The organism is Candidatus Poriferisocius sp., from assembly GCF_965204145.1.
Classification (GTDB): Bacteria; Actinomycetota; Acidimicrobiia; order Acidimicrobiales; family Bin134; genus Poriferisocius.
Map to the genome: position 1 here is coordinate 558,613 of NZ_OZ241977.1, position 23,297 is coordinate 581,909.

The 23,297-nt window shown below is 65.4% G+C and carries 17 protein-coding genes; 10 read left to right on the forward strand and 7 right to left on the reverse strand.

What is annotated here, in order from left to right; all coding sequences use genetic code 11:
- The first annotated feature begins 235 nt into the window (after positions 1-235).
- Both ACOGI7_RS02415 and ACOGI7_RS02420 read left to right on the forward strand, forming a co-directional pair.
- Positions 236-3,220 (forward strand): hypothetical protein, encoded by a 2,985-nt coding sequence (locus ACOGI7_RS02415; RefSeq protein ID WP_419850337.1) that lies wholly within the window; start codon positions 236-238, stop codon positions 3,218-3,220.
- A 1,131-nt stretch (positions 3,221-4,351) separates the two neighbouring features.
- Positions 4,352-4,957, forward strand: a complete 606-nt coding sequence (locus ACOGI7_RS02420) for a hypothetical protein (RefSeq protein ID WP_419850338.1) — start codon at positions 4,352-4,354, stop codon at positions 4,955-4,957.
- A gap of 155 nt (positions 4,958-5,112) precedes the next feature.
- Here the strand turns inward: ACOGI7_RS02420 and ACOGI7_RS02425 are convergent, their stop codons facing one another.
- Positions 5,113-6,597 (reverse strand): sulfatase-like hydrolase/transferase, encoded by a 1,485-nt coding sequence (locus tag ACOGI7_RS02425; RefSeq protein ID WP_419850339.1) that lies wholly within the window; start codon positions 6,595-6,597, stop codon positions 5,113-5,115.
- A 109-nt stretch (positions 6,598-6,706) separates the two neighbouring features.
- Between ACOGI7_RS02425 and ACOGI7_RS02430 the strand changes: the two genes are divergently transcribed.
- The 3 genes from ACOGI7_RS02430 (at position 6,707) to ACOGI7_RS02440 (ending at position 10,665) form a co-directional block, all read left to right on the forward strand.
- Entirely contained in the window at positions 6,707-8,836 is a 2,130-nt protein-coding gene (locus tag ACOGI7_RS02430; RefSeq protein ID WP_419850340.1) for an ABC transporter substrate-binding protein, read from the forward strand.
- Between the two features lie 79 nt (positions 8,837-8,915).
- Positions 8,916-9,692, forward strand: coding sequence for an ABC transporter ATP-binding protein (locus tag ACOGI7_RS02435; protein ID WP_419850341.1), 777 nt, complete (start codon positions 8,916-8,918; stop codon positions 9,690-9,692).
- Positions 9,679-10,665, forward strand: coding sequence for an ABC transporter permease (locus tag ACOGI7_RS02440; RefSeq protein WP_419850342.1), 987 nt, complete (start codon positions 9,679-9,681; stop codon positions 10,663-10,665). The genes ACOGI7_RS02435 and ACOGI7_RS02440 overlap by 14 nt, the downstream gene beginning before the upstream one ends.
- Before the next feature lie 11 nt (positions 10,666-10,676).
- Here the strand turns inward: ACOGI7_RS02440 and ACOGI7_RS02445 are convergent, their stop codons facing one another.
- The 5 genes from ACOGI7_RS02445 to ACOGI7_RS02465 form a co-directional block, all read right to left on the reverse strand.
- A complete protein-coding gene (locus ACOGI7_RS02445) occupies positions 10,677-11,948 on the reverse strand; it encodes a DNA-methyltransferase (RefSeq protein WP_419850343.1) in 1,272 nt (423 codons plus the stop codon).
- Positions 11,949-12,171: 223 nt separating this feature from the next.
- Positions 12,172-12,969, reverse strand: coding sequence for an ABC transporter ATP-binding protein (locus ACOGI7_RS02450; RefSeq protein ID WP_419850344.1), 798 nt, complete (start codon positions 12,967-12,969; stop codon positions 12,172-12,174).
- A gap of 5 nt (positions 12,970-12,974) precedes the next feature.
- Positions 12,975-14,873 carry an ABC transporter ATP-binding protein gene (locus ACOGI7_RS02455; protein WP_419850345.1) on the reverse strand — a complete coding sequence of 633 codons (1,899 nt, stop codon included), beginning with the start codon at positions 14,871-14,873 and terminating at the stop codon, positions 12,975-12,977.
- Positions 14,873-16,750 (reverse strand): ABC transporter ATP-binding protein, encoded by a 1,878-nt coding sequence (locus tag ACOGI7_RS02460; RefSeq protein ID WP_419850346.1) that lies wholly within the window; start codon positions 16,748-16,750, stop codon positions 14,873-14,875. The genes ACOGI7_RS02455 and ACOGI7_RS02460 overlap by 1 nt, the downstream gene beginning before the upstream one ends.
- On the reverse strand, positions 16,747-17,202 hold the full coding sequence (locus ACOGI7_RS02465) for a MarR family winged helix-turn-helix transcriptional regulator (protein ID WP_419850347.1): 456 nt from the start codon (positions 17,200-17,202) through the stop codon (positions 16,747-16,749). The genes ACOGI7_RS02460 and ACOGI7_RS02465 overlap by 4 nt, the downstream gene beginning before the upstream one ends.
- 80 nt (positions 17,203-17,282) lie before the next feature.
- Here ACOGI7_RS02465 and ACOGI7_RS02470 point away from each other — a divergent pair, with 80 nt between their 5' ends.
- Genes ACOGI7_RS02470 through ACOGI7_RS02480 form a run of 3 tightly spaced genes read left to right on the forward strand, consistent with a single transcriptional unit; the run spans position 17,283 to position 20,576 of the window.
- A complete protein-coding gene (locus ACOGI7_RS02470; RefSeq protein WP_419850348.1) occupies positions 17,283-18,611 on the forward strand; it encodes a hemolysin family protein in 1,329 nt (442 codons plus the stop codon).
- The gene (locus tag ACOGI7_RS02475) at positions 18,608-19,663 is read left to right on the forward strand and encodes a hemolysin family protein (protein ID WP_419850349.1); all 1,056 of its coding nucleotides are present in this window, start codon (positions 18,608-18,610) and stop codon (positions 19,661-19,663) included. The genes ACOGI7_RS02470 and ACOGI7_RS02475 overlap by 4 nt, the downstream gene beginning before the upstream one ends.
- 7 nt (positions 19,664-19,670) lie before the next feature.
- Positions 19,671-20,576, forward strand: a complete 906-nt coding sequence (locus tag ACOGI7_RS02480) for a TIGR03619 family F420-dependent LLM class oxidoreductase (RefSeq protein WP_419850350.1) — start codon at positions 19,671-19,673, stop codon at positions 20,574-20,576.
- Between the two features lie 11 nt (positions 20,577-20,587).
- Here ACOGI7_RS02480 and fabI read toward each other — a convergent pair whose 3' ends face one another.
- Complete coding sequence (gene fabI / locus ACOGI7_RS02485) at positions 20,588-21,355, reverse strand: enoyl-ACP reductase FabI (RefSeq protein WP_419850351.1); 768 nt, start codon at positions 21,353-21,355, stop codon at positions 20,588-20,590.
- Positions 21,356-21,437: 82 nt separating this feature from the next.
- On the opposite strand from fabI, the gene npdG reads away from it, so the two are divergent.
- Both npdG and cysS read left to right on the forward strand, forming a co-directional pair.
- Positions 21,438-22,103: an NADPH-dependent F420 reductase gene (gene npdG / locus ACOGI7_RS02490; protein WP_419850352.1), complete on the forward strand. Its 666-nt coding sequence runs from the start codon at positions 21,438-21,440 to the stop codon at positions 22,101-22,103.
- A gap of 11 nt (positions 22,104-22,114) precedes the next feature.
- A complete protein-coding gene (gene cysS, locus ACOGI7_RS02495) occupies positions 22,115-23,269 on the forward strand; it encodes a cysteine--tRNA ligase (protein ID WP_419850353.1) in 1,155 nt (384 codons plus the stop codon).
- The last annotated feature ends 28 nt before the right edge of the window (positions 23,270-23,297 follow it).

The following is a 23,297-nucleotide window of genomic DNA, read 5'->3' on the forward strand; positions in this document are numbered from 1 at the left end:
CGCGCCAGCGGGTGTTTGAGCTGATGGCGGGGTTGAGTTCGCGCCGGAGTTCTGGGCCGCTGGTTGACTGTGTTTTGCCTGGTGGCAGGCAGTTTTGCGGGGCGTGTGTGGTGTGGTTTGAGGGTTGTGGAGGGGAGTTCTTCGCGGTTCGCATTTGACAGGCAAAAAAAAAAAAACGGTATTTACACAGGCCGTGAAACTTCGATTGAGTGTTGCGGTTGTTTGTGTATCTGTCTTGGCAGCGGGGTTGGCGTTGGTGGTGTCGTCTGGTTCGTTGCCGTCGGTGTCGGCGCATGATCAGACCGAGCGGGTGCGGGTGCGGGTGGCGCCGTTCACCCGGGAGGTGCGGGTGCGGGTGCCGCCGTTAACCGAGGAGTATCGGGTGCGGGTGGCGCCGTTCACCCGTGAGGTGGAGGTGCGGGTGCCGCCGTATCTGGAGGAGTACAAGGCGCGTGTCGCGCCGTTCACCGAGCGGGTGCGGGTGGCGCCGTTCACGATCCGGACGGTGGTGTTCCCGTTTGTGAAGCGGGTGCGGGTGGCGCCGTTCACCGTTACCCGGACGGTGACCCCGCCGTGCGAGACGTTCGTTTTCGGGGGCCAGACGGCCACGTATTGCCCGCCGGCGTACACCGTGACCGAGGCGGTGTTCAACTACGAGGACCGCCCGGTGTGGGGCACCAAGGACGTGTTCAACTACGAGGACCGCCCGGTGTTCAACTACGAGACGAAGTCGCGGTCGGTGTTCAACTATGAGACGCTGACCGAGGACGTGTTCAACTACGAGACGCGGACCAGGTCGGTGTTCAACTACAAGACGGTCACCGAGGACGTGTTCAACTACCAGTGGCAGGACCGCCCCGTCGCGCACACCCACCCCACACCCACCCCGACGCCGTGTCCGGCGGAGCGTTTCGATCCTTCGACGGGGGCGTGTTGGCCTGATCCGGCGAGTTGCGGGAGTCTGCACACCCACAACGGGTCGGCGTGTCACAGTCCGTCCAAGTCGCATGCGGGGGAGTGTCCGACCGGCACCGAGTTGCAGGGCCACAGCGACTGCGTGCCGGTGTCCAAGCCGAAGCCTTCCCCGTCTCCGACGTCGTGTCCGGCTGATCGTTTTGATCCGTCGACGGGGGCGTGTTGGCCTGATCCGGCGAGTTGCGGGAGTCTGCACACCCACAACGGGTCGGCGTGCCACGATCCGGACAAGTCCCATGCGGGGGAGTGTCCGACCGGCACGGAGCTTCAGGGCCACAGCGACTGCGTGCCCGTCTCGCGCCAACAGCCCGACGGCTCCGAGGCCGATGAGGGCCAGTCCGACGACGATTCCGAGGCCAGCGACCCCACGCCCACGCCCACGCCGACTCCTACGCCCACGCCGACTCCTACGCCCACGCCGACAGCGGAGGTGTGCGCGCACGAGCACGGGTCGCACGGCTGCCATGCGGCCGACGAGGTGCATTCGTGTCCTGCGGGCCAGCGGCGACAGGGCCACAGCAACTGCGTTGCGGACGTGCCGGACGCGCCGGGCGGTGTGGTGTTGGGCTGCGCGCGCGAGGGCGGGGGTTTCAGGCTGTCGGCGTCGTGGGCTCTGCCGGAGGGGGCGCGTGCGCTGTGGCAGTGGCGCCAGGGGGGCCGCACCGTGGATCGCGGCGACTGGAAGCGCGTGTCGGGGGCGTCTTTGGCGGTGGAGACGGCCGGGGAGTACTCGGTGCGGGTGCTGGCCCACTATTCGGGCCGCGAGGGCCGCAAGTACTCTGCCTGGGAGACAGCCACCGCAGAGTGCTCGGCCGACGCGCTGGCCGCGCCCACCGGCGTGTCGGCGGTGTGCTCGGCGGGCGGCGGGATTCGCGTGTCGTGGAAGGTGCCGGTGGGGTTGGCGGTGGGCCATTACCGCCAGGTGGAGGTCGAGGTCGACGGGGCGGCCGCGGGTGCTGTTCACGTCCCGAACCTGGACCGCGACGGCGACGGGCCCATAAACGAGCCCGGCGCTATGAAAAGCGGCAGCCACACCTGGGACAATGCCGAGACAGGACGGGCCCACCGCATCCGGGTGCGCCTGGTGTCCTACGACGGCCCGGTGCCCCACGAGGGGCGCACCAAAACGGAGTCGCCGTGGGCGGCCGTGACGGCGAATTCCTGTCCGAGGTTCGCGCCCGCGGGCGTGAGCGCTTCGTGCAACTCCCACGGCGTGGTGCACCTGGACTGGAACCCGGTGCGCGGCGCGGACGCCTACAAAGTCGACAACATCAACTACGAGGGGGACGCCACCGAGGTAGTCGCCCAGAGATGGGAGGGCGAGACCTACACCCTCAAGGTCAAAGCCCGCCCCAAAGGCCAACAATGGGACGACGCCACAGACACCTGGTCACAGCCCGCAACCGTCAAATGTGACCCGCTTGAACTCGCTGCGCCGACCAGAGCCGATGGGTGGGAAAGCCCGAACGACTACATCTTGCCTGACTACAGCACAGGTTGGGCGCATATCTTGAATCCCGGTTTGTACCGCTATGTGTTGGACGAGAGCACAGACCCCGCGCTGGGCCGGGACAACTGCTCGACAATCGTCAGGAATGCCGATGACACCGGGTGGACCCGCACTTGCACCATTTATTGGACCGAGCACTTGGATATCGAGGTCGACGACGACGAGGTGCTCGAGTACTTCCAGCATGGCAGGGGCAGAGCCCATGGCGCTGACGAGCCGCATCTGCACAAGACGGCTGGCGGCAAGGCCAGCGTGGAGGCCCACCGCCACTGCGGGGACCACACGACCGATGGCACCTGCTCCGACGAATCAGACGTCCCCGATCTGGCTTGGCACCCGCCCCTGCCCGACCCGGGCGACTCATGGTGGGACAACGCACTGGAAGAAAACGGAGCCAGCATCATCATCGGCTGGACCGCTGGAGGCGCGTTTCTTGGCTACGCGCTGGCTAAGAGCGGTGCAACAGTGGGGTCAACCTTAGGACCTATCGGGACTGTGGTCGGAGGTGTTCTTGGGTTCGCTGCCGGAATGGGCGTCGCATGGCTGAACAGCCGAGACGACGACGTGGCGCTGAGCATCTCCGGCTTCACTGACTGTTTGGCGCCGCCCTGGCTGAGCGCCACGGACACGAAGTGGACCAAGCAAACAGCACCCATCTCAGAGACACTTGAAGCAAATGGCTACACTACTATTATTAAGCACAAGATCGACCACTGCGTGGAGACAGTCGGATGACAAAAACAATCAGCGAACGGGACTTTCCGACAAGAGCCGAATATGCCGCAGCGCTGAATTGGCGGCAGATAATCGCCGAAACCGGCTTCTATACACTGCCCTGCATGGAGATCCAGCCACCGGAGCGCTATGGAAGGCTCAAGAGTTGGTTCATACGCGCTATGACATATAGCCCAGATCGGCGAGCTTGGAGGTTCTGGACAATTTGGCTAGTTGGCGTGCTGGCAGGACTTGCTGCAATGGGTCTTTTGACTATTAGGCCTGGGCTGGTCTCCTTTCTGGTCTTCTTGGCTTCTTGGTTGTTGATTTTCGTGTATGTTTTCTCGGTCCGCGTTCTATTGTTCCGGGCTGGAGGCTGGGACGCGATGCTCGAGCAGCGAGACCAACGGCGGGCAAAACGAACTGGAGATCTAGCCCGCGCCGAGATGTTGACCGGAGCACCCGAAAACGACACATCCTTGCCCGTAGAGACCGAGACAACTAAGTGCAAAAAGAGCGGCTCTTGAGTGAACCCGGCGCTCTCGAGCGTGTAAAGCAATCGAGGATCGAGTATTCTGGCCCGATTGGCTGGTGGCGGGCATTTGTCATCACTTTTGTCTGGTCAACCCATATAGCGGTCTTTTGCGTTATATATGCGGTTCTGTGGGCTGTTTCTCATGTCATGTACTTTCGGACTGGGGGTTGGGTGGAGATATTGGAGGAGCGTGATAGGCGCAAGAGTGTTCGCGATGGCCGATTGTCGCATAGAGACAATATGAAAGCGGCTCGGAAGGCGAATCGCGCTGCTCGCAGGTCGGAAGCGTTTGCGTTTTATAAGAGTGAGACGAGGTTCGCTCGTCACAGGAGGGCTCGAGACGGTCCTATTATTGCTGATGACGATGTTGTTGACTGACTGATGATGGAAATGGATTAGCGCCACTTCTCTTATGTATTCGAATATGAGCAGTTGGAAGTGGTTCGGAGAGGTCTATGTTGTGGGGCCATGAGGGTCGATGCGGTGTGTGGTGTTGTCTTTAGCTGTGCGTGCGGGTTGGACAGTGGGCGAGTTGCGATGCGGGCGATTTCAGAGTTGCTGGGGATCATTACCGCATAAGGCGGCGATTCCAACGCGGTATGACAAGGAGTAAAACTGTGCGCTACAGGGTAGGCATCGCCGGTGTTTCTGGTTTGGTGATGCACAATGGGGCGGCGGGGTTGGACGCCGGCAGTGCGTGGAATGTGGAGCGGGCGGGGATCGCTCGGAAGCGGGCGGGGTCTCGTACGGCGGCTGATGAGTTGCGTTTGCGGGAGTTGGAGTGTTTGGTGTCGTTGTGGTTGGACGATGAGCAGCGGCCGGCGGTGCCTGCGGCGGCGGTGCGGGCGTGTGTTGAGTCGGGGGCGCGGCGGGTGCGGCAGGGGCCGTTGGTGCGCGAGGGCCTGCGGGTGGAGGACGGGGTGCGGTTCGGCTACGACACCGAGCGGTATGGGGAGTCGTTGGAGGAGTTGGGAACCTCCGCGCAGTTCACGGCGGCGGTGGTGGTGCAGCGGGCCCGCATCCTGCGGACCAGGGCCAAGTTCGATGCGCCGTGGTCGCTGGAGTTCACGGTGGGGGTGAACCCGGAGCTGGTGGGCAAACAGGAGTTGGCCCAGTGGTTGGAGATCGCCGGCGACCGGGTGGGTTTGGGCGACTGGCGCCCGGAGAAGTCGGGCAGCTACGGGAGGTTCCGCACAGACAGCATCGACGAGCTCCCGCCCTGACGGGCGGGTGGAACCGCGCCACAGGGTCGCCGGGGCCAGGCCAGGCATGGCATGGCGGGGCAGGCCGCGGCAGGGCAAGGCGAGGCAGGGCATTGGGAAGCGAATCCCGTCGCTGTGTCCGGCACCGCGCTTCAGCCCGGTTCGCTGTGGGATTGTCAAACTCCGTATTCCGCCGCTTCCAGTTCCTTCAACGCCTCGAACCGCTCCCGCAGCTCGCCGCGTCGGCTGCGGTCGTTGGCCAGGTTCACCAATTCGTGGGGATCGTCATCGTGGTCGTACCACTCGTGGTCGTGGTCGTCGAAGTCGGCATCGGGGCCGAACAGCATGGAGTCGCCTAGCGACACTCCGAGATTGCTGACCCCGCCGCCGATGCCGTAGTAGCGGCAGTACTTGTGGCGGCCGTCGAACACCCCGGATGAGGCGTAGCGCACTTTCTCCACCCCCAGGTACCACGGCCACCGCTGGGCGAACAGGATGTGGTCGCGGATCACCGCCGACTGGTCGTCGAACAGCGGGCTGAGGCTCAGGCCGGGCAGATCGGAGGCGTCCACCCCTGCCAGCTCCAAGATGGTGGCGGCCAGGTCGGTGTGGCACGTGAGCGACTCGGTGGCCGTCCCCGCCGCCGTCAGCCCCGGCGCGGACACATACAGCGGGATCCGCATGGTCTCCTCGTAGTTCCACGGCCCCTTGGACCGCAGCCCATGGGAGCCGCACTGGTCGCCGTGGTCGGAGGTGAACACCACCACGGTGTTGTCCCACTGGTCGATGTCGTCCAGCGCGGCCAAGATCACCTCCAGGCACTGGTCGCTCAGCTGGTGCAGCTTCACGTAGTAATCGAGCTGGCGCAGCCACAGGTCGTGGTCACCGGGGTCCATCGGCCCCGGGGTGCTGTTGCGCTCCATCTCCAGGAGCCACCGCCGATGCACCTCGGGCTTGGAGTGCAGGTCGTCGTCGAAGTTCTCGGGCAGCTCGGTACACCACCGCTCGATCTCGTGGGCGAAGGCGGGCAGGTTGGTGGCCCGGCCCCACTTGCGCCGGTCCAGCTTCTCCCGGCTCTGGGCCACGTAGTCGGGCGCCTGCTCCCAGAACCAGGGCTGGTCGAGGGGGAACCACATGATGTCGTGGGGGTTCACCAAGCCCACCGTCAAGAACCACGGCTGGGTTGCGCCCCGCTGGTCGCGCAGCCAGGCGGCCGAGTCGGCCGCGATGGGCTCGTCAAACTCGGTGCCGCTGCCCGGCAGCCCCCAGAAGGCCATGTCGTTGCCGGTCCAGTCGGAGAAGCCGTAGGCCTCCATGTCGGGCTGGGCGGCGGCTTCTAGGTGCCATTTGCCCTTGTAGGCGGTGCGGTATCCGGCCTCTCGCAGCCGGGTTCCCAGGGTGGGGATGTCGGTGGAGAGCTGGGTGTTGTCGGGATAGCTGGAGTTCTCGGTCACTTCGTGCTCGTCCATGCGCAGCCCGGTGAACAGCGTGGCCCGCGACGGCGAGCACGGCGAGGTGTGGGTGTAGTGACGGCGGAACTCCAGCGACTGGTCCAACAAGCGCCGACGGGCGGGAAGCGGCACTTCGGGCGGCAGCCAATCCCTCTGGCGCTCTTGATCGGACACCAACAACAAGATGTTGGGCGGCCTGTTTTCGGGCATCGAGGGCAGCGTAGTGGCGCTCCGAGCCGCATATCTTGCGCTTCCGATAATTTGGTGGTGGACTATCGGCCTGAACGTTGCGCAACCGCGCCTGCCCGAGGGGGACTCCATGAAAACGCGTTCTTGGATGTATTCGCTTTTCGCCATTCTGCTGGCGTTCTCGCTGGTTGCCACTGCTTGCGGCAATGACGATGACGACCCTGGAGCGGGCCCGGCGGCGTCTTCGGATGATTCCGGCGACGACATAGCTGCCGACGATTCCGGCGACGACATGGCCGATGACGATTCCGGCGACGACATGGCCGATGACTCCGGCGACATGGCTGGCGACGACATGGCCGACGATGCCGTTGTCATAGAGGAGATCGGCCCGCCCGAAGACACGGTGGTCACGGTGTGCGATGCGCCGTCTTTCACGCAGATCTATGCCAAGGTGATGGCCAATCGAGGCTTCGCTGAGAACCGAGGATTCGAGATGGACTTCGTAGCCTGCCACTCCGGTGCCGCCCAAGCCGCCGCCTTGGTTTCCGGGCAGGTTGACATCGCATTGAACACCCCCGACAACATGCTGGGAATCCGCAACGCTGATTTCGACGTGGTGATGTTCGCCCAGGTGGTGGACAACCATTTCTTCGACATTGTGGTCAGCAACAACTTCGGCGAAATCGACTGCCCCCAGGGTGACTGGGAGTGCGCTATGGCCGCGCTCAACGGCACCCGAGTTGGCGTTGTGGCCCGGGGGGTCGCCGCCGAGCAGATCGCCCGCCAGCTCTTGGACTCCGCCGGGTTCGACCCCGACGATTCCACCTACATCGCCACCGGCTTGGCCGGCACCACGCTGGCCGCCTTGGACGCCGACGAGGTGGATTGGGCAATCACCTTTGAGCCCGGTTTGAGCACAGCCGAACTCGATGGCATCGGATACGCCCCGTTCCGGCTGCGGGCGGGCGATGGGCCGACCGAACTCGACTGGCCATCGGCGATCATGCTCACCGCGCGCTCTTACTGGGACGCCAATCCCAACACCGTTTTGCATTATCGAGCGGCGATCCTCGAAGCCATGGAGTGGTTGCGCGACCCGGCCAACCGCGACGCGGTCTTGGAGGAGTTGGACGCCCACCTGGGCCTCGACCCTGAAGTCGCGGCGTACATCTTCGACAACAACATCGGTTCGATGACGGTTACCGCTGAACTCGACCCGGTCCGGATCACCAACAACGTCAACTACGCCGTGGGCCGAGGCATCCTCAAGCAAGCCCAGGAATTCGGCGAGTTCGCGGTGGGCCCGGGTATCGATGTCATCCTGCCCGAGGCTCTTGTGCCGGAGACGGACCTGGTCCGCATCTGCCAAGCGCCCTCGTTCAACGGGCTTGCGGTGCAGGTTGCCGTGGAGAAGGGCATGTTGGGAGACCTCGGGGTTACCGGCGAGTTCGTTCAGTGTCCCTCCGGTCCGGCCAACGCAGCCGCGCTGATCGCCAACGAGGTCCAGTTCTCGGTCAACACGCCCGACAACATGCTGCGCATCCGCCAAGCTGATTTCGATGTTGTGATGTTCCAGCAGATCCAGGACAAGCACTTCTTCGACATCGTCGTCAGCAACAATTTCGGAGAGATTGACTGCGAGCAGGGCGATATCGACTGCACCATGGCCGCGCTGGACGGCACCCGAGTTGGTGTTGTGGCCCGCGGGGCGGCAGCCGAGCAGATCGCCCGCCAGCTCTATGACTCCGCCGGCCTCAATCCCGACGATGCCGCCTATATCGCCACTGGCCTTTCGGGCACCACGTTGGCCGCCCTCTCCTCCGGTGAGGTGGACTGGGCCATAACCTTCGAGCCCGGCCTGAGCCAGGCGGAGTTCGATGACATCGGGTATGCGCCGTTCTCGTTGCGAGCTGGCCAGTTCCCCGACGAACTCGACTGGCCGTCGGCGGTCAATACCACGTCACGGGAGTTCTTCGACAACAATCGCAACACGGTGGCCATCTATGCCCAAGCAGTGCGAGGTGCCATGGACTGGTTGCGCAATCCCGCCAACCGTGAAGCCACCCTGGAGCTGATGAACAGCTTCCTCGGGTTGGACAGGGAAGTTGCCGAGATCGTCTATGAGAGGAACATCGGCATCTTCTCGCTCAACGGTGCCCTTCAGCCCGCCCGGCTCCAGAACAATGTGGACTACGCCGTCGGCCGGGACCTTCTCGAAGAGCCCCAGGACTTCGACGACTTCGCAGTCTCTCCATAGCCAACCCCTCTTCTGGTCGGGCGGCCCGCTTGGGCTGCCCGGCCGGAGGGGCTGACTAAGGTGTCTTGATGGTGGTGTTGTGAATCCAGCCGTCGAACTCAAGGATGTGACCCTCATCTTCGGGGGCGATCACCCCAAAGACGAGCCGGTTCTCGCCGTCCAAGACATCGACCTCTCCATCCCGCCCGGCCAGTTCGTGGCGGTAGTGGGACCGAGCGGCTGCGGCAAGACCACCATCTTGAACATGTTGGCCGGGATCATCGGCCCCACCCGGGGGTCGGTGATGCGCCACGGCCAGGAGATCGACGGCCCCAGCGACGACATCGGCTACATGCTGGCCCGCTCGGGGCTGAGCCCGTGGCGCACCGCTCGCCGCAACGTCGAGCTCGGGCTCGAGTTCCGGGGCGTTCCCCGGGGGGAACGGCGCGAGCGGGCCATGGAGTTGCTGGCCAAGCTGCGCCTGGAGGGCTTTGCCGACTCGTTCCCCTCCCAGCTCAGCCAGGGGATGCGCCAGCGGGTGGCCATCGCCCGCACGCTGGCCATCGATCCCGACTTGTGGCTCATGGACGAGCCCTTCGGCGCTCTCGACGCCCAGACCCGCCTCACCGTCCAGGCCGAGTTCCTGGACCTTTGGTACGAGACTCACAAGACGGTCATCTTCGTGACCCACGACCTCGAAGAGGCCGTGCTATTGGCCGATCGGGTGGTGGTGATGACCGCTCGTCCTGGCCGCATCAAGTCGGACACCATCGTCGATTTGGCCCGGCCTCGGGTGATCGACGAGCTCCGGTTCGACCCGGTCTTCCGGGAGACCGAGCACAGGATCTGGGAGGAGTTGCGCGGTGAGATCGTCTGACGTCGACGAGCCCCGGGAAGCCGACATGGCCGACCAGACCCGGTTGGCCGATGCGCTCAGTCAAGAGGAAGTGGATGCGCTGATCCCTCACGAGTCCATTTGGCGGTATCGGCTGCGTCGCCTCGACATCCCAGTGCAGTTGATGCGGATCGGGATCCTGTTCGCTATCTGGGCTCTATGGCAGTATGACGTTGTCTGGGATGGCTGGACTTCCGTAACGGTCTTCAGCTGGTTCAGCTGGGACGTGTCCTTCTTTGGAATCCAACCGTTCCCCTACGTGCAAGAAACTTTCCGGGCCAGTCCAAGAGAGACCTGGGAGTACTTCACCCAGATATACCACGAGCAATTGTTCTGGCAGGACCTATGGGTCACGGTGAAGGAGGCGTTGTTCGGCTTCGCCATCGGCTCAGTCCTCGGATTGCTCATCGGCATCATCCTCGGCCGCTTTCGGCAAGCGGCCAAAACGTTGGGGCCCTTCATCGTCATCATCAACGCCATGCCCAAGATCGCCTTCCTGCCGCTGATTTTGATCGTGTACGGCGTGGGCGAGACCTCCAAGGTGGTCTTGGCCGTGATCATCGTGTTCTTCATCGTGCAGGTGCCCACCCAGGCCGCGGTGGCGCTGGTCGATCCCGACTTGGACCTAGTGGCCCGCACCATGGGGGCATCCCAGCGCCAGCTCTTCACCAAGGTCACGCTGCCCGGCATCACCCCGGCGGTGTTCGGCGCTCTGCGGCTGTCGGCGGTCATCTCGGTTCTGGCGGTAGTGTTCGGCGAGATCTTCTCCGCCCGCCGGGGCCTCGGCCAGCGCCTCATCACCGCGGCCAACCAGCTCTCCTACGGCGACACCTTCGCCATCGTGTTCATCCTGGCCCTGATCGCGCTGATCATGAACGGCATCATCGGCTTCGCCGAGCGCAAAGCCCTCCGCTGGCAAGCCACCCAACAAGGCGGCCAAGTCATCTCGCTGTAGAGGTTAGAACCTCAGGATCGGCCCTCGGCTAGGTCGGCTAGGCGCTCCAAGTCGGCCTCCGCAAGCATCTCGATGACATCGAAGACCGGTTGGCCGTCCCCTTTGACTGCTTCTAGTGCCCGATGTCCTGCACTATTGGATGCCGGTCGGTCAGTGGTCAGCAGCACCAATTGAGGATGCTTTCCTTCGGCGTGGAGAACAGAGGCTCTGCCCAGCGCCTTCCACAGTGTGTCGGTGCGGCGCAGCCCAGGGCGCTGGGTCACGCTGAAGGCACCGGATACATCGAATAGCCATTCTCGGCCCAATTGGTCGACGGCCCTGAAGTTGACCTCCACTCCGCAGGGGAAACGAACCTTCTCTCGGATATCTCGGAATCCGCACTGTTGGAGAATTTCGCGCGCCAATTCCTGGGCTTTTCGGCCTTGTTGCGCGGCTCGGACTTGGAAGTTGTCGCTCCATTCAGGTTCGGCTCTACTGGCAGAAGGAGCGACCGTGACCTGCCACTGGAGCTTGTCTGATCGCTTCTTGAGCCGCTCGCGTTCGTCGGCGATGCGCTGCTCGGCCAACTCGATGTAGTCGGTGTCGGTGTCGAAGCCCACATAGTGCCGTCCGGTGCGAACTGCGGCTACAGCTGTTGTCCCTGCTCCGACGAAGGGATCGAGCACCAAATCGCCTCGGTAGGTGTAGAGGTCGATCAGCCTTTGGGGTAGTTCCACCGGGAACGGGGCGGGATGGCCGACACGAGTGGCTGACTCAGGGGAGATCTCCCATATGTCGGTAGTGGCCTCCATGAACTCGTCCACAAAGGAAGTTCCTTCGGAGGGCAGCTCTTGAGCCGCCCGCTCGGCTGCGGTCAGAGCCCGGTCGAAGCGCCCCTTGGAGGCAATCACAACCCGCTCAGTAATGTCCCGCAATACCGGGTTTCCCGGCCGCTGGAAGCTGCCCCAAGCACAACTGCCCCCTGCACTGGAAGCCTTCTTCCAAATCACCTCGCCCCGCAGCAGCAGCCCCAAGCGGTCTTGGAGTATGGAGGTGACATCGGCTGAAAGAGACCGATACGGGCGGCGTCCCAAGTTAGCCACGTTTACCGCGATGCGCCCGCCGGGTTCCAGCTTGGCCACGCACTGGGAAAAGACCTCTTCCAGCATGTCCAGGAAGTCGACGTAGTCGGCTGGAATGTGGCCCTGGCCCACCGCCTCCTCATACTCCTTGCCCACGAAATAGGGCGGCGAAGTGACCACCAGCGCTACGGAGTCGTCGGTGACCTGCCCGTGCAAGTCCATCTTGCGGGCATCGCCAACCCAGAGTTGGTCAACGCAAGCCGGAGGGGAAACAACATCTGCTTGGCTGATTTCCGGCACCGGAAACCGGTCGTAGAACGCGGAGGAATCGTGTCCTTCCCGCCGACTTACCCCGAAATTGGAGGTAGCCGTCCCTTGTCTAGGCCGGGCAGATCCCACCTATCGAAGTTACATCGCAGCAGTGACAATTTCGGGGAGTTCCACCTCAGCAGGCTTGGGAGTGCCAGCGGCCGTTGCGGTGTTCTAGTTCTAGGGGGAGGCCGAAGCAGGCTGAGAGGGATTCGGAGGTCAGCACTTCTTTCAGGGGGCCTTGGGTCAGCATTTGGCCCTCGCGGAGGAGCAGCGCGTGGGTGAAGCCGGCGGGGATTTCCTCGGTGCGGTGGGTGACCACCACCAGGGGAGGGGCGGCGGGGTCGGCAGCCAGGCGGGCGAGGTCGGTCACCAGCATCTCCCGCCCGCCCAGGTCCAGGGTGGAGGCGGGCTCGTCCAGCAGCACCAATCCGGGGTCGGTCATCAGGCTGCGGGCGATCTGGACTCGCTGGCGCTCTCCCGACGACAGGGTGGCGATGGTGCGATCGCCCAGCCCCCCCGCTCCCACCTGCTCCAGCAGCAATGCCGCCCGTTCGCGGTCGGCGTCGGTGTAGTCGTGCCACCACGGCTCCAGGGCGCCGTGGCGGGCGGTCATCACCACGTCGACCGCTTTCAGATGGGGTCGCAGCATCTGGGCCAGCGCGGGGGATACGAACCCCACCCGATGCCGCAGCCGGCGCACGTCCACCTCGCCCAGCCGCTGGCCCAGCACCTCAACGGACCCCGTGGTGGGGTGCTCGTACAGAGCGGCGATTCGCAGCAGCGAGGTCTTGCCGCTGCCGTTGGCCCCCAGCACCACCCACCGCTGATCGGACGCCACCTCCCAGTCCACATCGGCGAGGATGGGCCGCTTGTCGCGAGTGAATCCCACCCCGGTCATCCGCAGCGCCAAAGTCCGCGTCGGGCTGCCCATGGTGCTCAGTTGGCGTGGGCCATCCAGGTGGCGTACATCTCGGCGTAGTGGCCGCCTTGCGCCACGAGCTCATCGTGGGTGCCGATCTCGGTGATCCGGCCGTCTTCCACCACCGCGATCCGGTCGGCTCGCATGGCGGTGGCCAGCCGGTGGGCGATGATGATGGCCGTCCGCCCCTCCAGCACCACGTCCAGGGCGGCCTCGATCTTCGACTCCGATCGCAGGTCGAGGTTGGAGGTGGCCTCGTCGAGCACCAGCACCCGGGGCCGGGCCAGAAACGCCCGGGCTAGCGCCAGCAGCTGCCGCTCGCCGGCCGACAGGGACGCTCCCCGCTCGTGAACCTGGGAGTTAACGTCATCGGGCAGCCGCTCCAGGAGCTCGGTCAACCCCACTACCCGACAGGCTTCCAACACCTCGGCCATCGATGCATCAGGCCGAGCGAAGGCCACGTTGTCGCGGATGGATCCGTAGAACAAGAACGGCTCTTGGGGCACAACCCCCAACTGGCGGCGGAGCGAGGGCAGCGTCACCGTGCGGAGGTCACAGCCGTCGATGCGCACCGTTCCCTGCTGGGGGTCGTAGAACCGGGCGATGAGCTTGGCCACCGTGGACTTGCCCGCCCCGGTGGGCCCGACCACCGCCAGGCTCTCGCCCGGTGCCAGCCGCAGGCTCACGTCGTGCAGCACCGGGGTGTCGTCCTCGTAGCCGAAGCTCACCCGGTCGAGGGTGATCTCTCCCTCGATGGCGGGCAGTTCTACGGCATCGGGGGCCTCCACCACCGAGGGTTCGTTCATCAGCACCTCGCGCAGCTTCTTGGCCGAGGCCTGACCCTGCTGGTAGCCGTTGTAGAGCTGCACGAGCTGCTGGATGGGGGCGAAGAAGAAGGTCAGATACAGCACGAAGGCGGTGAGCTCACCGGGGGTCAGGCTCCCGTTGATCACCATGGTCCCGCCGATCACCACGAGGAGTGCCTGGCCGATGATCACAATGGCCTCAGTGGTGGGGGCGTAGATGGACGCTGCCCGCACTCCGGCCAAGTTGGCGTCCTTGTGCCTCCCCACCACGTTGGTGTGGTGGACGACGTTGTGGCGTCGGCGGTTGTGAGCGGTGATCACCCGGATGCCGGCCAGGCTCTCCTGCAAATCGGCCAGCACATCCGCGATGCGGTCTCGGACCAGCCCGTAGTACAGGTTGGACACCCTCCGGAACCAGATGCTGAGCACAAACGTGCCCGGCACCACGATCACCAGGGTCAGCACCGCCAGCAGCGGGTTCAGATAGAACAGCACACCGGTGATCACCGCGAGCACCAGCGATTGCACGGCGAAGTTCACCAGGCCCTCTTGGAACAGCACGGTCAGGGCCTCGATGTCGCTGGTCATGCGGGTCATCAGCACGCCCGCCTTCTCCCTGGTGAAGAAGTCCAGCGACAGCCGCTGGTAGTGGGAGAACACCCGCATCCGCAGGGCGTACATCAGCCGCTCGCCCAGCTTGCCGGTATAGCGGATGCGCAAAGACGAGCTGAACGCATGGGCGACCACCGTGCTCAAGAACACGGCGGCCACCACCAAGAGCACCTGGAGGTTGCCCGATCTGACGCCGTGGTCGATGCCGATCTGGGCCAGCAGCGGGCCCGACTGCATCATGGCCGACTCGATCACCACCAACAGCAGCGCCACGGCCAGCTGGCGCCGGAACGGCCACAGCATGGTGCGCAGGGTGAGTGGCGGGTCGGCGGGTTGGCGGTGGCTGAAGTCGACATCGACCGGGGGGTACTCCGGCTCCTTCCGCAGCACCTCCTCCACCTGGACTCGCAGGTTGCCGGGCACACCGGCATGGGGGAGCCCGGCGTCGCGGGCCGCGCTCTGGGCCTGGGGCCCGCCGAAATACCCTCCCCAGCCCATTAGTGCCCATTCCAAGAAGTCACTGGGCCGTCGCCGTTGCCCGAAACGTCGCCCATTTCATCGTTGCTATGGCGGGCCAGAATCTCCACGTAGTGGGGATCGGTGGCGAGAAGCTCGGCGTGGGTCCCCATGTTGGCCACCCGGCCCTGATCGAGTACCACAACCCGCTCGGCCAGGCTGATGGTGGACAGGCGGTGGGCGATGATGATGGTGGTGCGGTTGGCCATCAGCTCTTGCAGGGCGTGGTGGATGGCCTCTTCCACCGTCACGTCGATGGCGCTGGTGGCGTCGTCCAACACCAGCACCTTGGGGTTGGCCAAAAGCGTCCGGGCGATGGCGATGCGCTGGCGCTGACCCCCCGACAAGGTGTAGCCCCGCTCGCCGACCACCGAGTCGTAGCCGTGGGCCAATTCGCTGATGAAGCCATGGGCCTGGGCGGCCTCCGCGGCGGTGATCACGTCGGAGCGGGAGGCGTCAGGGCGGCCGTAGGCGATGTTGTCGTGGACCGAGGCTGAGAACAGGAACGGCTCGTCCAGCACTAGTCCGACGGTGTGGCGCAGGCTTCGCAGGGTCACATCCCTCACGTCGAGCCCATCGATGCGAACCGAGCCGCCGTCCGCGTCGTAGAACCGGTCCAAGAGCCGGGCCACCGTCGACTTGCCGCTTCCCGTGCTGCCCACGATGGCGACCCGCTCGCCCGGTTCGATGTGCAGGGTGAAATCGTCGAGCACCGGAGTCTCGGGGTTGTAGCCGAAGCTGACCTGCTCGAAGTCCACCTGTCCGCGGGGGTCGACGATGTCCACTGCGGTTGGGGAGTCGACGATCTCGGGCGCCTCGTCGAGGATCTCGTAGATGCGCTGGGCCGCCGCGCTGGCCCGCTGGCCCTGCATGAGCATGAACCCCGCCATGCGGAAGGGAACCTGGAGCATGATCACATAGGCGCTGAACGCCAGCAGCGTCCCGATCGACACCACTCCCTCGATGGCCAGCCAGCCGCCGTAGAGCACCACCATGGCGGTGCCCAGCCGGGGCAGCGACTCGATGAGGGGATTCCAGCGGGATCGGCTGTTGGCGATCTCCACGTTGGTCCACTGGATGCGCTGGGCGGAGCGGCCCAAAAGGGCGATCTGGCGCTCCTCGGCGGCGAACGACTTCACCACTCGGGTGCCGTTCACGTTCTCGTCCACGATGGTGGCCAGATCGGCCATGCGGGCCTGCGTCACCCACGACAGCGGGAACACCTGATTGCGGAACTTCAGGCCGAACCAGTACACGCCGGGCAGCGGGGCCAGCGCCACCAATGCCAGCCAAGGGTGGACGTACATCATGAACCCCAGAGCCATCACGAACATCAGCACGTTCATGCTGATGAGCGGTCCGAAAGCGAGCAGCAGTTGCAGTGAGCGGATGTCGCTGTTGGCCCGGGAGATGACCTCCCCCGACTGGGTGCGGTCGTAATAGGAGAACGACAACCGGGTCAGGTGTTCGTACATGATGGCCCGCAGGTCGGTCTCCACGTTCCAGCCCAGCTTGAACAACTGGTAGCGGTAGACCCCGCCGAAGACCATCCGCCCGATCCCGAAAGCAGCGGTGAGCCCGAAGACGATCCACAGCGCCTGGCGGTTGCCTTCGATGGCCGCGTCCACCGCCGAGCGGCCCAATGCCGGGACCGCGGCCTGGATGGCCAGCGCCACTACGCCGGTGACAACGCCGATCAGCATTATCCGGCGGTAGGCCCTCACCAATGGCCAGAGCCGCTTCATCCAGCCCTTGGTTTGGTCGGGGTCGATGCCGGCCGGGGGCGGGTCGTAATGGGCTTCTACCGCGACCGGTTCAAAATCGGGGGTGCCGACTGGTCCGACGTCAACCGCCGTCACTGCTGGGTCTCCATAGCGGTTCGATACCGGTTCAGCGCCTCATTCCAAAGGGCCAGCCCGTCCATCGCCTGATCGGTCTGGTCATCTTCGAGGTGGGAGGCGATCCTGGTGAACCGCTCGGCCACTGCGGCGTCGGCCGCAGCGAGCGCTTCCCGTCCTGCCTCGGTCAGCTCGTGAGCGACTTTACGGCGGTCGGCCGGGTCGGATTTCCGTTGGAGCAGACCCCGCCTCTCCAGCCCGTCGGCCAGGGCGGTCACGCTGGGCCGGCTCACCGCCAGCCGCCCGGCCACAGCCGACGCGGCCGCGTTTCCTTCCGAAAGGAACAACAGCAGGCGATACTGGGAGGGTGACAAGTCCAAGTCTCCCAGCGCCACCGCCACTTGGCGGGCGAGGCGCGTCGCCGCCTGAGCTGCCTCCAGCGCCACTCGCGACGGTGATGGTTTGAGACTCACATGTTTAGTCTCTCTAAAGAATATGGCCGTTGCCAAGCCCTGTGCCTGGTAGTTGCCCTATTCCTGGTATCTGGTAGCCCATGAGCTGGACTACCTCAGTGGGGCTGGTGGCCGCCGCGCTTCTGATCGGGGCCAACGCGGTTTTCGTGGCCGTCGAGTTCGCCTTGGTGGCAGTCGACCGGATTCGCATCGAGCGGCTGGCCACCGAGGGTCGACGGGCGGCCCGGACCACCCTGTCGCTGCTCAAAACCCTGTCGTTCCAGTTGTCCGGGGCGCAGTTCGGCATCACCGTCACCTCGCTGGCGCTGGGCTTCATCGCCCGGCCGTCCATCGCCGAGGCATTAGAGCCGGTGGCCGAACGCATCTCCGAGGGAGCGGCCACCGGACTGTCGATCGCCGCGGCGCTGATCATCGCCGTAGTCGTCCAGATGGTCTTGGGGGAGTTGGTGCCCAAGACCCTGGCCATTGCCCGCCCGCAGCCCACGGCCATGCGCTTGGCCGCTCCCATGAGGGGCTTCACCGCGGTTACCCGGCCGTTCATCCGCCTGTTGGACGGGTCGGCCAACAGGGTTGTCGCCCGGTTGGGGATCGAGCCTGCCCAAGAGCTGAGCGAGGCCCGCTCCCGCGAGGAACTGGCCTGGCTGATCCGATCCTCGGGCCAAGAGGGGTCGATGCGCCCGGCCCGAGCTCGCTTGTTGACCCGGGCGATTCGCTTCGCCGACCACGATGCCGCCGACGTGCTGGTTCCCCGGGTGTCGGTGGTCGCCATCGAGCACCACCAATCGGTGGCCGATCTGGTCTCGCTGTCCGGCCAGACGGGGTACTCCCGCTTCCCGGTCATCGGTGCCGACATCGACGATGTGGTGGGTGTGGCCTTGGTCAAGAACGTATACGAGGTGCCGACCGGGAAGTGGGCCTCCACGCCGGTGTCGGCCATCATGCGGTCGCCGCTGGTCGTGCCCGAGACCCGGGATCTGCGCTCTTTGCTGTTGGACATGAGATCCCAGCGGAGCCCCCTGGCCGTGGTCATGGACGAGCACGGCGGCACTGCGGGCATCGTCACCCAGGAGGACTTGGTAGAGGAGATCGTGGGGGAGATCGCCGACGAGCACGACGACACCGAGCCTCCGGTCGTGGCCCACGATGCCGGAGAACTGGTGGTGCAGGCTGGGATCCATCCCGACGAGCTGGAGGACATGACCGGGCTCCGCGTGCCCGACGGCGACTACGAGACCCTGGCCGGTTTCATCTTGGACCATCTTCAGCGGATCCCCGCCGCGGGCGAGGTTTTTCGCTTCCAAGGCTGGGAGTTCCAGATCGAGTCGGTCGACCGGCACCGGGTTGACGCCGTCCGGTTGCGCCGGGTGGCGTCTGGCCACCCGGCCCTCCGGAATCGAGCAGGCCAGTGACCGCGCTGTACATCACCGTCGCGGTGGTGCTGCTGGTGGCCAACGCCGGGTTCGTGGCGGTGGAGTTCGCCCTCATCGCCGCCCGGCGGTCCCGCCTGGAGCCGTTGGCCGAGGCTGGCAACCGCCGAGCCCGGATGACATTGGCGGCCATGAGCGACCTCAACCGGCAGCTGGCCGGTGCCCAGCTCGGCATCACCATGGCCTCGCTGGGCCTGGGATTTGTGGCCGAGCCGGCGGTGGCCCGCCTCATTGAGCGAGCGGTGGAATCCTTCGTCCATCTGCCCTCCGGGGCGCTGCACACCATCTCTTTCGCGGTGTCGCTGACCCTGGTGGTGTACCTGCACATGGTGCTGGGGGAGATGGTCCCCAAGAACATCGCCCTGGCGGGGGCCGAGCGCACCGCGATGTGGCTGGCGCCGGTGAACCGCTTCTATGCCATTGTCTTCGGCCCGCTCATCGGCCTGTTGAACCGACTCAGCCGGGGGATGGTGCGCCTGTGCGGCGTAGAGCCCGTCGACGAGCTGCCCACCGCCCGCACTCCCCAGGAGTTCGCCGCCCTGGTAGAGCACTCGGCGGCTGAGGGGCTGTTGGACGAGTTCGACCGGTCGCTGTTGTCCAGCGCGCTGGAGTTGGCCGCTCGACCGGTACGGGCCGTGATGGTGCCTCGCGAGCGGATCGTGGCGGTGGAGAGGGAGGCCACGGTGGACGAGGTTCTCGATGTGATGAATGCCAGCGGCCACTCCCGAGTCTTGGTCCAGAACGGCTCGCCCGATGAAGTGGTCGGGTTCGTCCATGCCAAGGACCTCCTGGAAATGTCCAGTGCTCGGGCATCGCTGCCCCTCGGCGAGGAGCTGATCCGGGTTGTGCCGGCCATCGAGGAGGAGACCTCCTTGGAGAGTGCGCTGGTGCTGATGCAGGGCAGCCGACGCCATCTGGCTGTCGTCCGCCAGGGTGCTCGCCGCCGCACTGTCGGCCTGGTCACCCTGGAAGATGTGCTGGAAGTGCTGGTCGGCGACCTCTTCGACGAGACCGACCGTGCGCAGGGGCCATAATGGCGGCATGAAATTCTGGTGCGTGACCGCGTTCATGAAGAGCACCGAGCTGGTGCCCATTGCCCAAATGGTGGATGAAGCCGGCTATCACGGGATGCTCTTGTCGGATCACATCTTCTATCCCCAAGACCTCAAGAGCCCGTATCCGTACTCTCCTTATGAGGACGGCCGGCCCATCTGGGATCCGGAGACGTCGTGGCCTGACAGCTTTGTGACTATCGGGGCCATGATCGGCGCCACCGAGCGCCTGCACTTCTCCAACAACATCTTCATCGCCCCCAACCGCCCCATCCTCTCGGTTGCCAAACAGGTGTCCACCGCCGCGGTGATCTCCGGCAACCGGGTAGCCCTGGGCATGGCCGCGGGCTGGATGCGCGAGGAGTTCGAGCAGATGGGCCAGGACTTCGACAACCGAGGTCCCCGCACCAACGAGATGATCGAGGCCCTGCGCGAGCTGTGGAAGCCCGGCTGGGTGGAGTTCCACGGTGAGTACTACGACATCCCGCCGATGATGATGGGCCCTGCTCCCGACCAGCCCATCCCCATCTACACCGGCGGCCATTCCGGGCCGGCGCTGCGCCGGGCCGCCCGCCACGCCGACGGGTGGATCGGCAACGCATACGACTGGGACACCCTGGCCGACATTCTTGGCCGCCTGCGCGCCCTCCTGGAAGAAGAAGGCCGGGCCGACGATCCCTTCGAGATCATCACCGGCTTCTACGAGCCCCCCTCAGTGGACCTCTACCGCCGGGCCGAAGAGGAACTGGGCGTCACCGGGCTGTTCGCCCTCCCTTGGGCCACCCTCATCGACGTCAGCACCGACCAGCGCGACGGCTTGCTGGATAACGCCACCGCCTACCGCGACGCCATCAACCAGTTCGCCGATGAGATAGTCCATCCCCTCGCCGACTGATAGCGGCTGATTCAGGCGCCCATGGCGTGATAGCCGCCGTCCACGTGGATCATCTCGCCAGTGGTCAGCGGGAACCAGTCCGACAAGAGCGCGACGGCGGCCTTGGCCACTGCTGAGCTGTCCTTGACGTCCCACCCCAGCGGGGCCTGGGCGGCCCAGGAGTCCTCGAACACCTCGAAGCCGGGAATGGAGCGTGCCGCCATGGTGCGCACCGGCCCGGCGGCCACCAGATTCACCCGGATACCCTGGTCGCCGAGCGAGCGGGCCAAGTAGCGGGCGGTGGACTCGAAGGCCGCTTTGGCCACCCCCATCCAGTTGTAGAAGGGCCAGGCCACGGTGGCGTCGAAGTCCAGCCCCACGATCGAACCGCCGTCCTCCATGAGCGGCACCACCACCTCGGCCAAGGTCTTGAGCGAATAGGCCGAGATCTCCAGAGCCACCTTCACGTCGTCCCATCCGGCGGCCATGAAGTCGTCGCCCAGGCACACTTCGGGGGCGAACCCGATGGCGTGCACGGCGCCGTCCATCGATCCCCACCGGTCGGCCAGCTCGTCCCGCAGAGCGGCGGGATGGTCGGGATCGGTCACATCGAAAGCCAGCACCGGTGGGGCGCCCGGCAGCTTGCGGGCGGTTCGCTCGGTGAGGCTGAGTCCTCGCCCTGCGCCGGTCAGCACCAGCTCTGCGCCCTCAGCGGCGGCCAGCGAGGCGATGCCAAAGGCCAGCGAGGCATCGGTCAGTACGCCGGTGACCAGAATCCGTTTCCCGTCGAGGAGTCCCATGATCGTTGGAGGCTACTCGCCTTGGCGCGGCTGTCATGATCCCATGTGGGTTCGGGAGTTCGCCTCCTATACCGTTAGGCCGATGCGGATTGGGATTCTGGGAGGCACAGGCCCGGCGGGCAGCGCCCTCGCTGTCCGGTTGGCGTCGGTGGGATTCGACACCGTGATGGGGTCGCGCTCAGCCGAGCGGGCCGCCGAGATCTGCGACCGCTTGAAGGGCGAATGGCCCGACCACCAGCTCCCCCTGAGCGGTGCGGCCAATCCCGGTGCCGCCTCTTGTGAAGTGGTGGTGGTGGCCACCCCGTGGGACGCCGCCGCGGCCACCGCGGCCACGGTGGCCGACGAGCTGGCCGGCAAAGTGGTCATCAGCATGGCCAACGCCCTGGCCAAGATGGGCCGGGAGTTCCAGCCGCTGGTGCCATCTCGAGGCTCGATCGCGGCGGCGGTACAGGCCGCAGTACCCCAGGCACTGGTCTCGGGCGCCCTCCACCATGTGCCGGCCCACGATCTGGGCGATCTGAACCAGCCGGTGGACTGCGATGTGCTGGTGTGCTCCGACCACTCCGAGGCCACCGCGACCACCATGGAGATCATGAACAAGCTCCCCGGTGTCCGAGCCCTCGACGCCGGTCCGCTGTCGGGCGCGAGCCCCGTAGAGGCCTTCACCGCGGTGCTGCTGCAACTCAACGTCCGCTACAAGACCAGGGTCGCGGTCCGCTTCACCGGCTTGGGCCTCGAAGACGGCTGAGGCCCTCGGCCATGCCTGGCTCCTCTTCTCCGGCCGCATCCCCGTCGGGTCCGATGCGCCTCTACGACACCGCCCGACAGGCGGTGGTGCCGTTCGAGCCGGGGCCAGTGGTGGCCATGTACACCTGTGGCATCACCCCCTACGACGCCACCCATTTGGGCCACGCCGCCACCTATGTGGCCTACGACGTGCTCCAGCGGCGGCTGCGCGACCGGGGCCACGAAACCCGCTGCGTGCGCAACATCACCGATGTGGACGACGACATCCTCCGCAAGGCCCGGCAGATCGGCGTCCACTATCTGGATCTGGCCGCGGCCGAGACCGCCCGATTCGACTCCGACATGGAAGCCCTCGACATGCTGGCGTGCTGGTCGGAGCCCCGGGCCACCTCGGCCATCGCCGACATCCGCAAGATGATCGGCCTGGTGCTGGACCAGGGCCACGCCTATCAGTCGGGGGGGTCGGTGTACTTCGACATCTCCACCTTCGACCGCTTCGGCCAGGTCAGCCACCTGGACCGGGATGCCATGCTGGCCCTGGCTGCCGAGCACGGGGGCAATCCCGATGACCCCAACAAGCGGGATCCCTTGGATTTCGTGCTGTGGCAGAAGTCCGCCCCCGACGAGCCTGCCTGGGACTCCAAGTGGGGCCCGGGCCGTCCCGGCTGGCATATCGAGTGCTCGGCGCTGGCCATGCGGGAGCTGGGCGACACCGTGGACTTACACGGAGGCGGATCCGATCTGGTCTACCCCCATCACGAGTGCGAGGCCGCCCAGTCGGAGGTGGTCACCGGCAAGCAGTTCGTGCGCCACTGGATGCACCAGGCCATGGTGCGGATGGATGGCGAGAAGATGTCCAAGTCGCTGGGCAACCTGGTGTTCGTGTCCGACCTGTTGAAGGAGTACGACCCCCGCGCCATCCGCTTGGCCATAGTGGCCCACCACTACCGGGATTCCTGGGAGTGGGACGATTCGATCATGCCCACCGCCGCTGTGCGCCTCGAGGCCTGGCAAGCCGCGCCCGGTGGAGCCTCGTCGGTCCTCGATCACGTACGGGACTGCCTAGACGACGATCTCGACACCCCCTCAGCGGTAGCGGCTATCGACGATGCCGCGTCAACCGGCGGAATCGCCTCCGCAGCCGCCCTGCTGGGAGTCCGGCTCTAGGGGCGCCTGGTTGGCAATAATTGGACAA

Coding starts and splice junctions, on each gene's coding strand:
- ACOGI7_RS02425 (WP_419850339.1), bottom strand. CDS start 6,597: ATGCCCGAAAACAGGCCGCCCAACATCTTGTTGTTGGTGTCCGATCAA.
- ACOGI7_RS02430 (WP_419850340.1), top strand. CDS start 6,707: ATGAAAACGCGTTCTTGGATGTATTCGCTTTTCGCCATTCTGCTGGCG.
- ACOGI7_RS02445 (WP_419850343.1), bottom strand. CDS start 11,948: ATGGACTTGCACGGGCAGGTCACCGACGACTCCGTAGCGCTGGTGGTC.
- ACOGI7_RS02450 (WP_419850344.1), bottom strand. CDS start 12,969: ATGGGCAGCCCGACGCGGACTTTGGCGCTGCGGATGACCGGGGTGGGA.
- ACOGI7_RS02455 (WP_419850345.1), bottom strand. CDS start 14,873: ATGGGCTGGGGAGGGTATTTCGGCGGGCCCCAGGCCCAGAGCGCGGCC.
- ACOGI7_RS02470 (WP_419850348.1), top strand. CDS start 17,283: ATGAGCTGGACTACCTCAGTGGGGCTGGTGGCCGCCGCGCTTCTGATC.
- ACOGI7_RS02480 (WP_419850350.1), top strand. CDS start 19,671: ATGAAATTCTGGTGCGTGACCGCGTTCATGAAGAGCACCGAGCTGGTG.
- fabI (WP_419850351.1), bottom strand. CDS start 21,355: ATGGGACTCCTCGACGGGAAACGGATTCTGGTCACCGGCGTACTGACC.
- npdG (WP_419850352.1), top strand. CDS start 21,438: ATGCGGATTGGGATTCTGGGAGGCACAGGCCCGGCGGGCAGCGCCCTC.
- cysS (WP_419850353.1), top strand. CDS start 22,115: ATGCCTGGCTCCTCTTCTCCGGCCGCATCCCCGTCGGGTCCGATGCGC.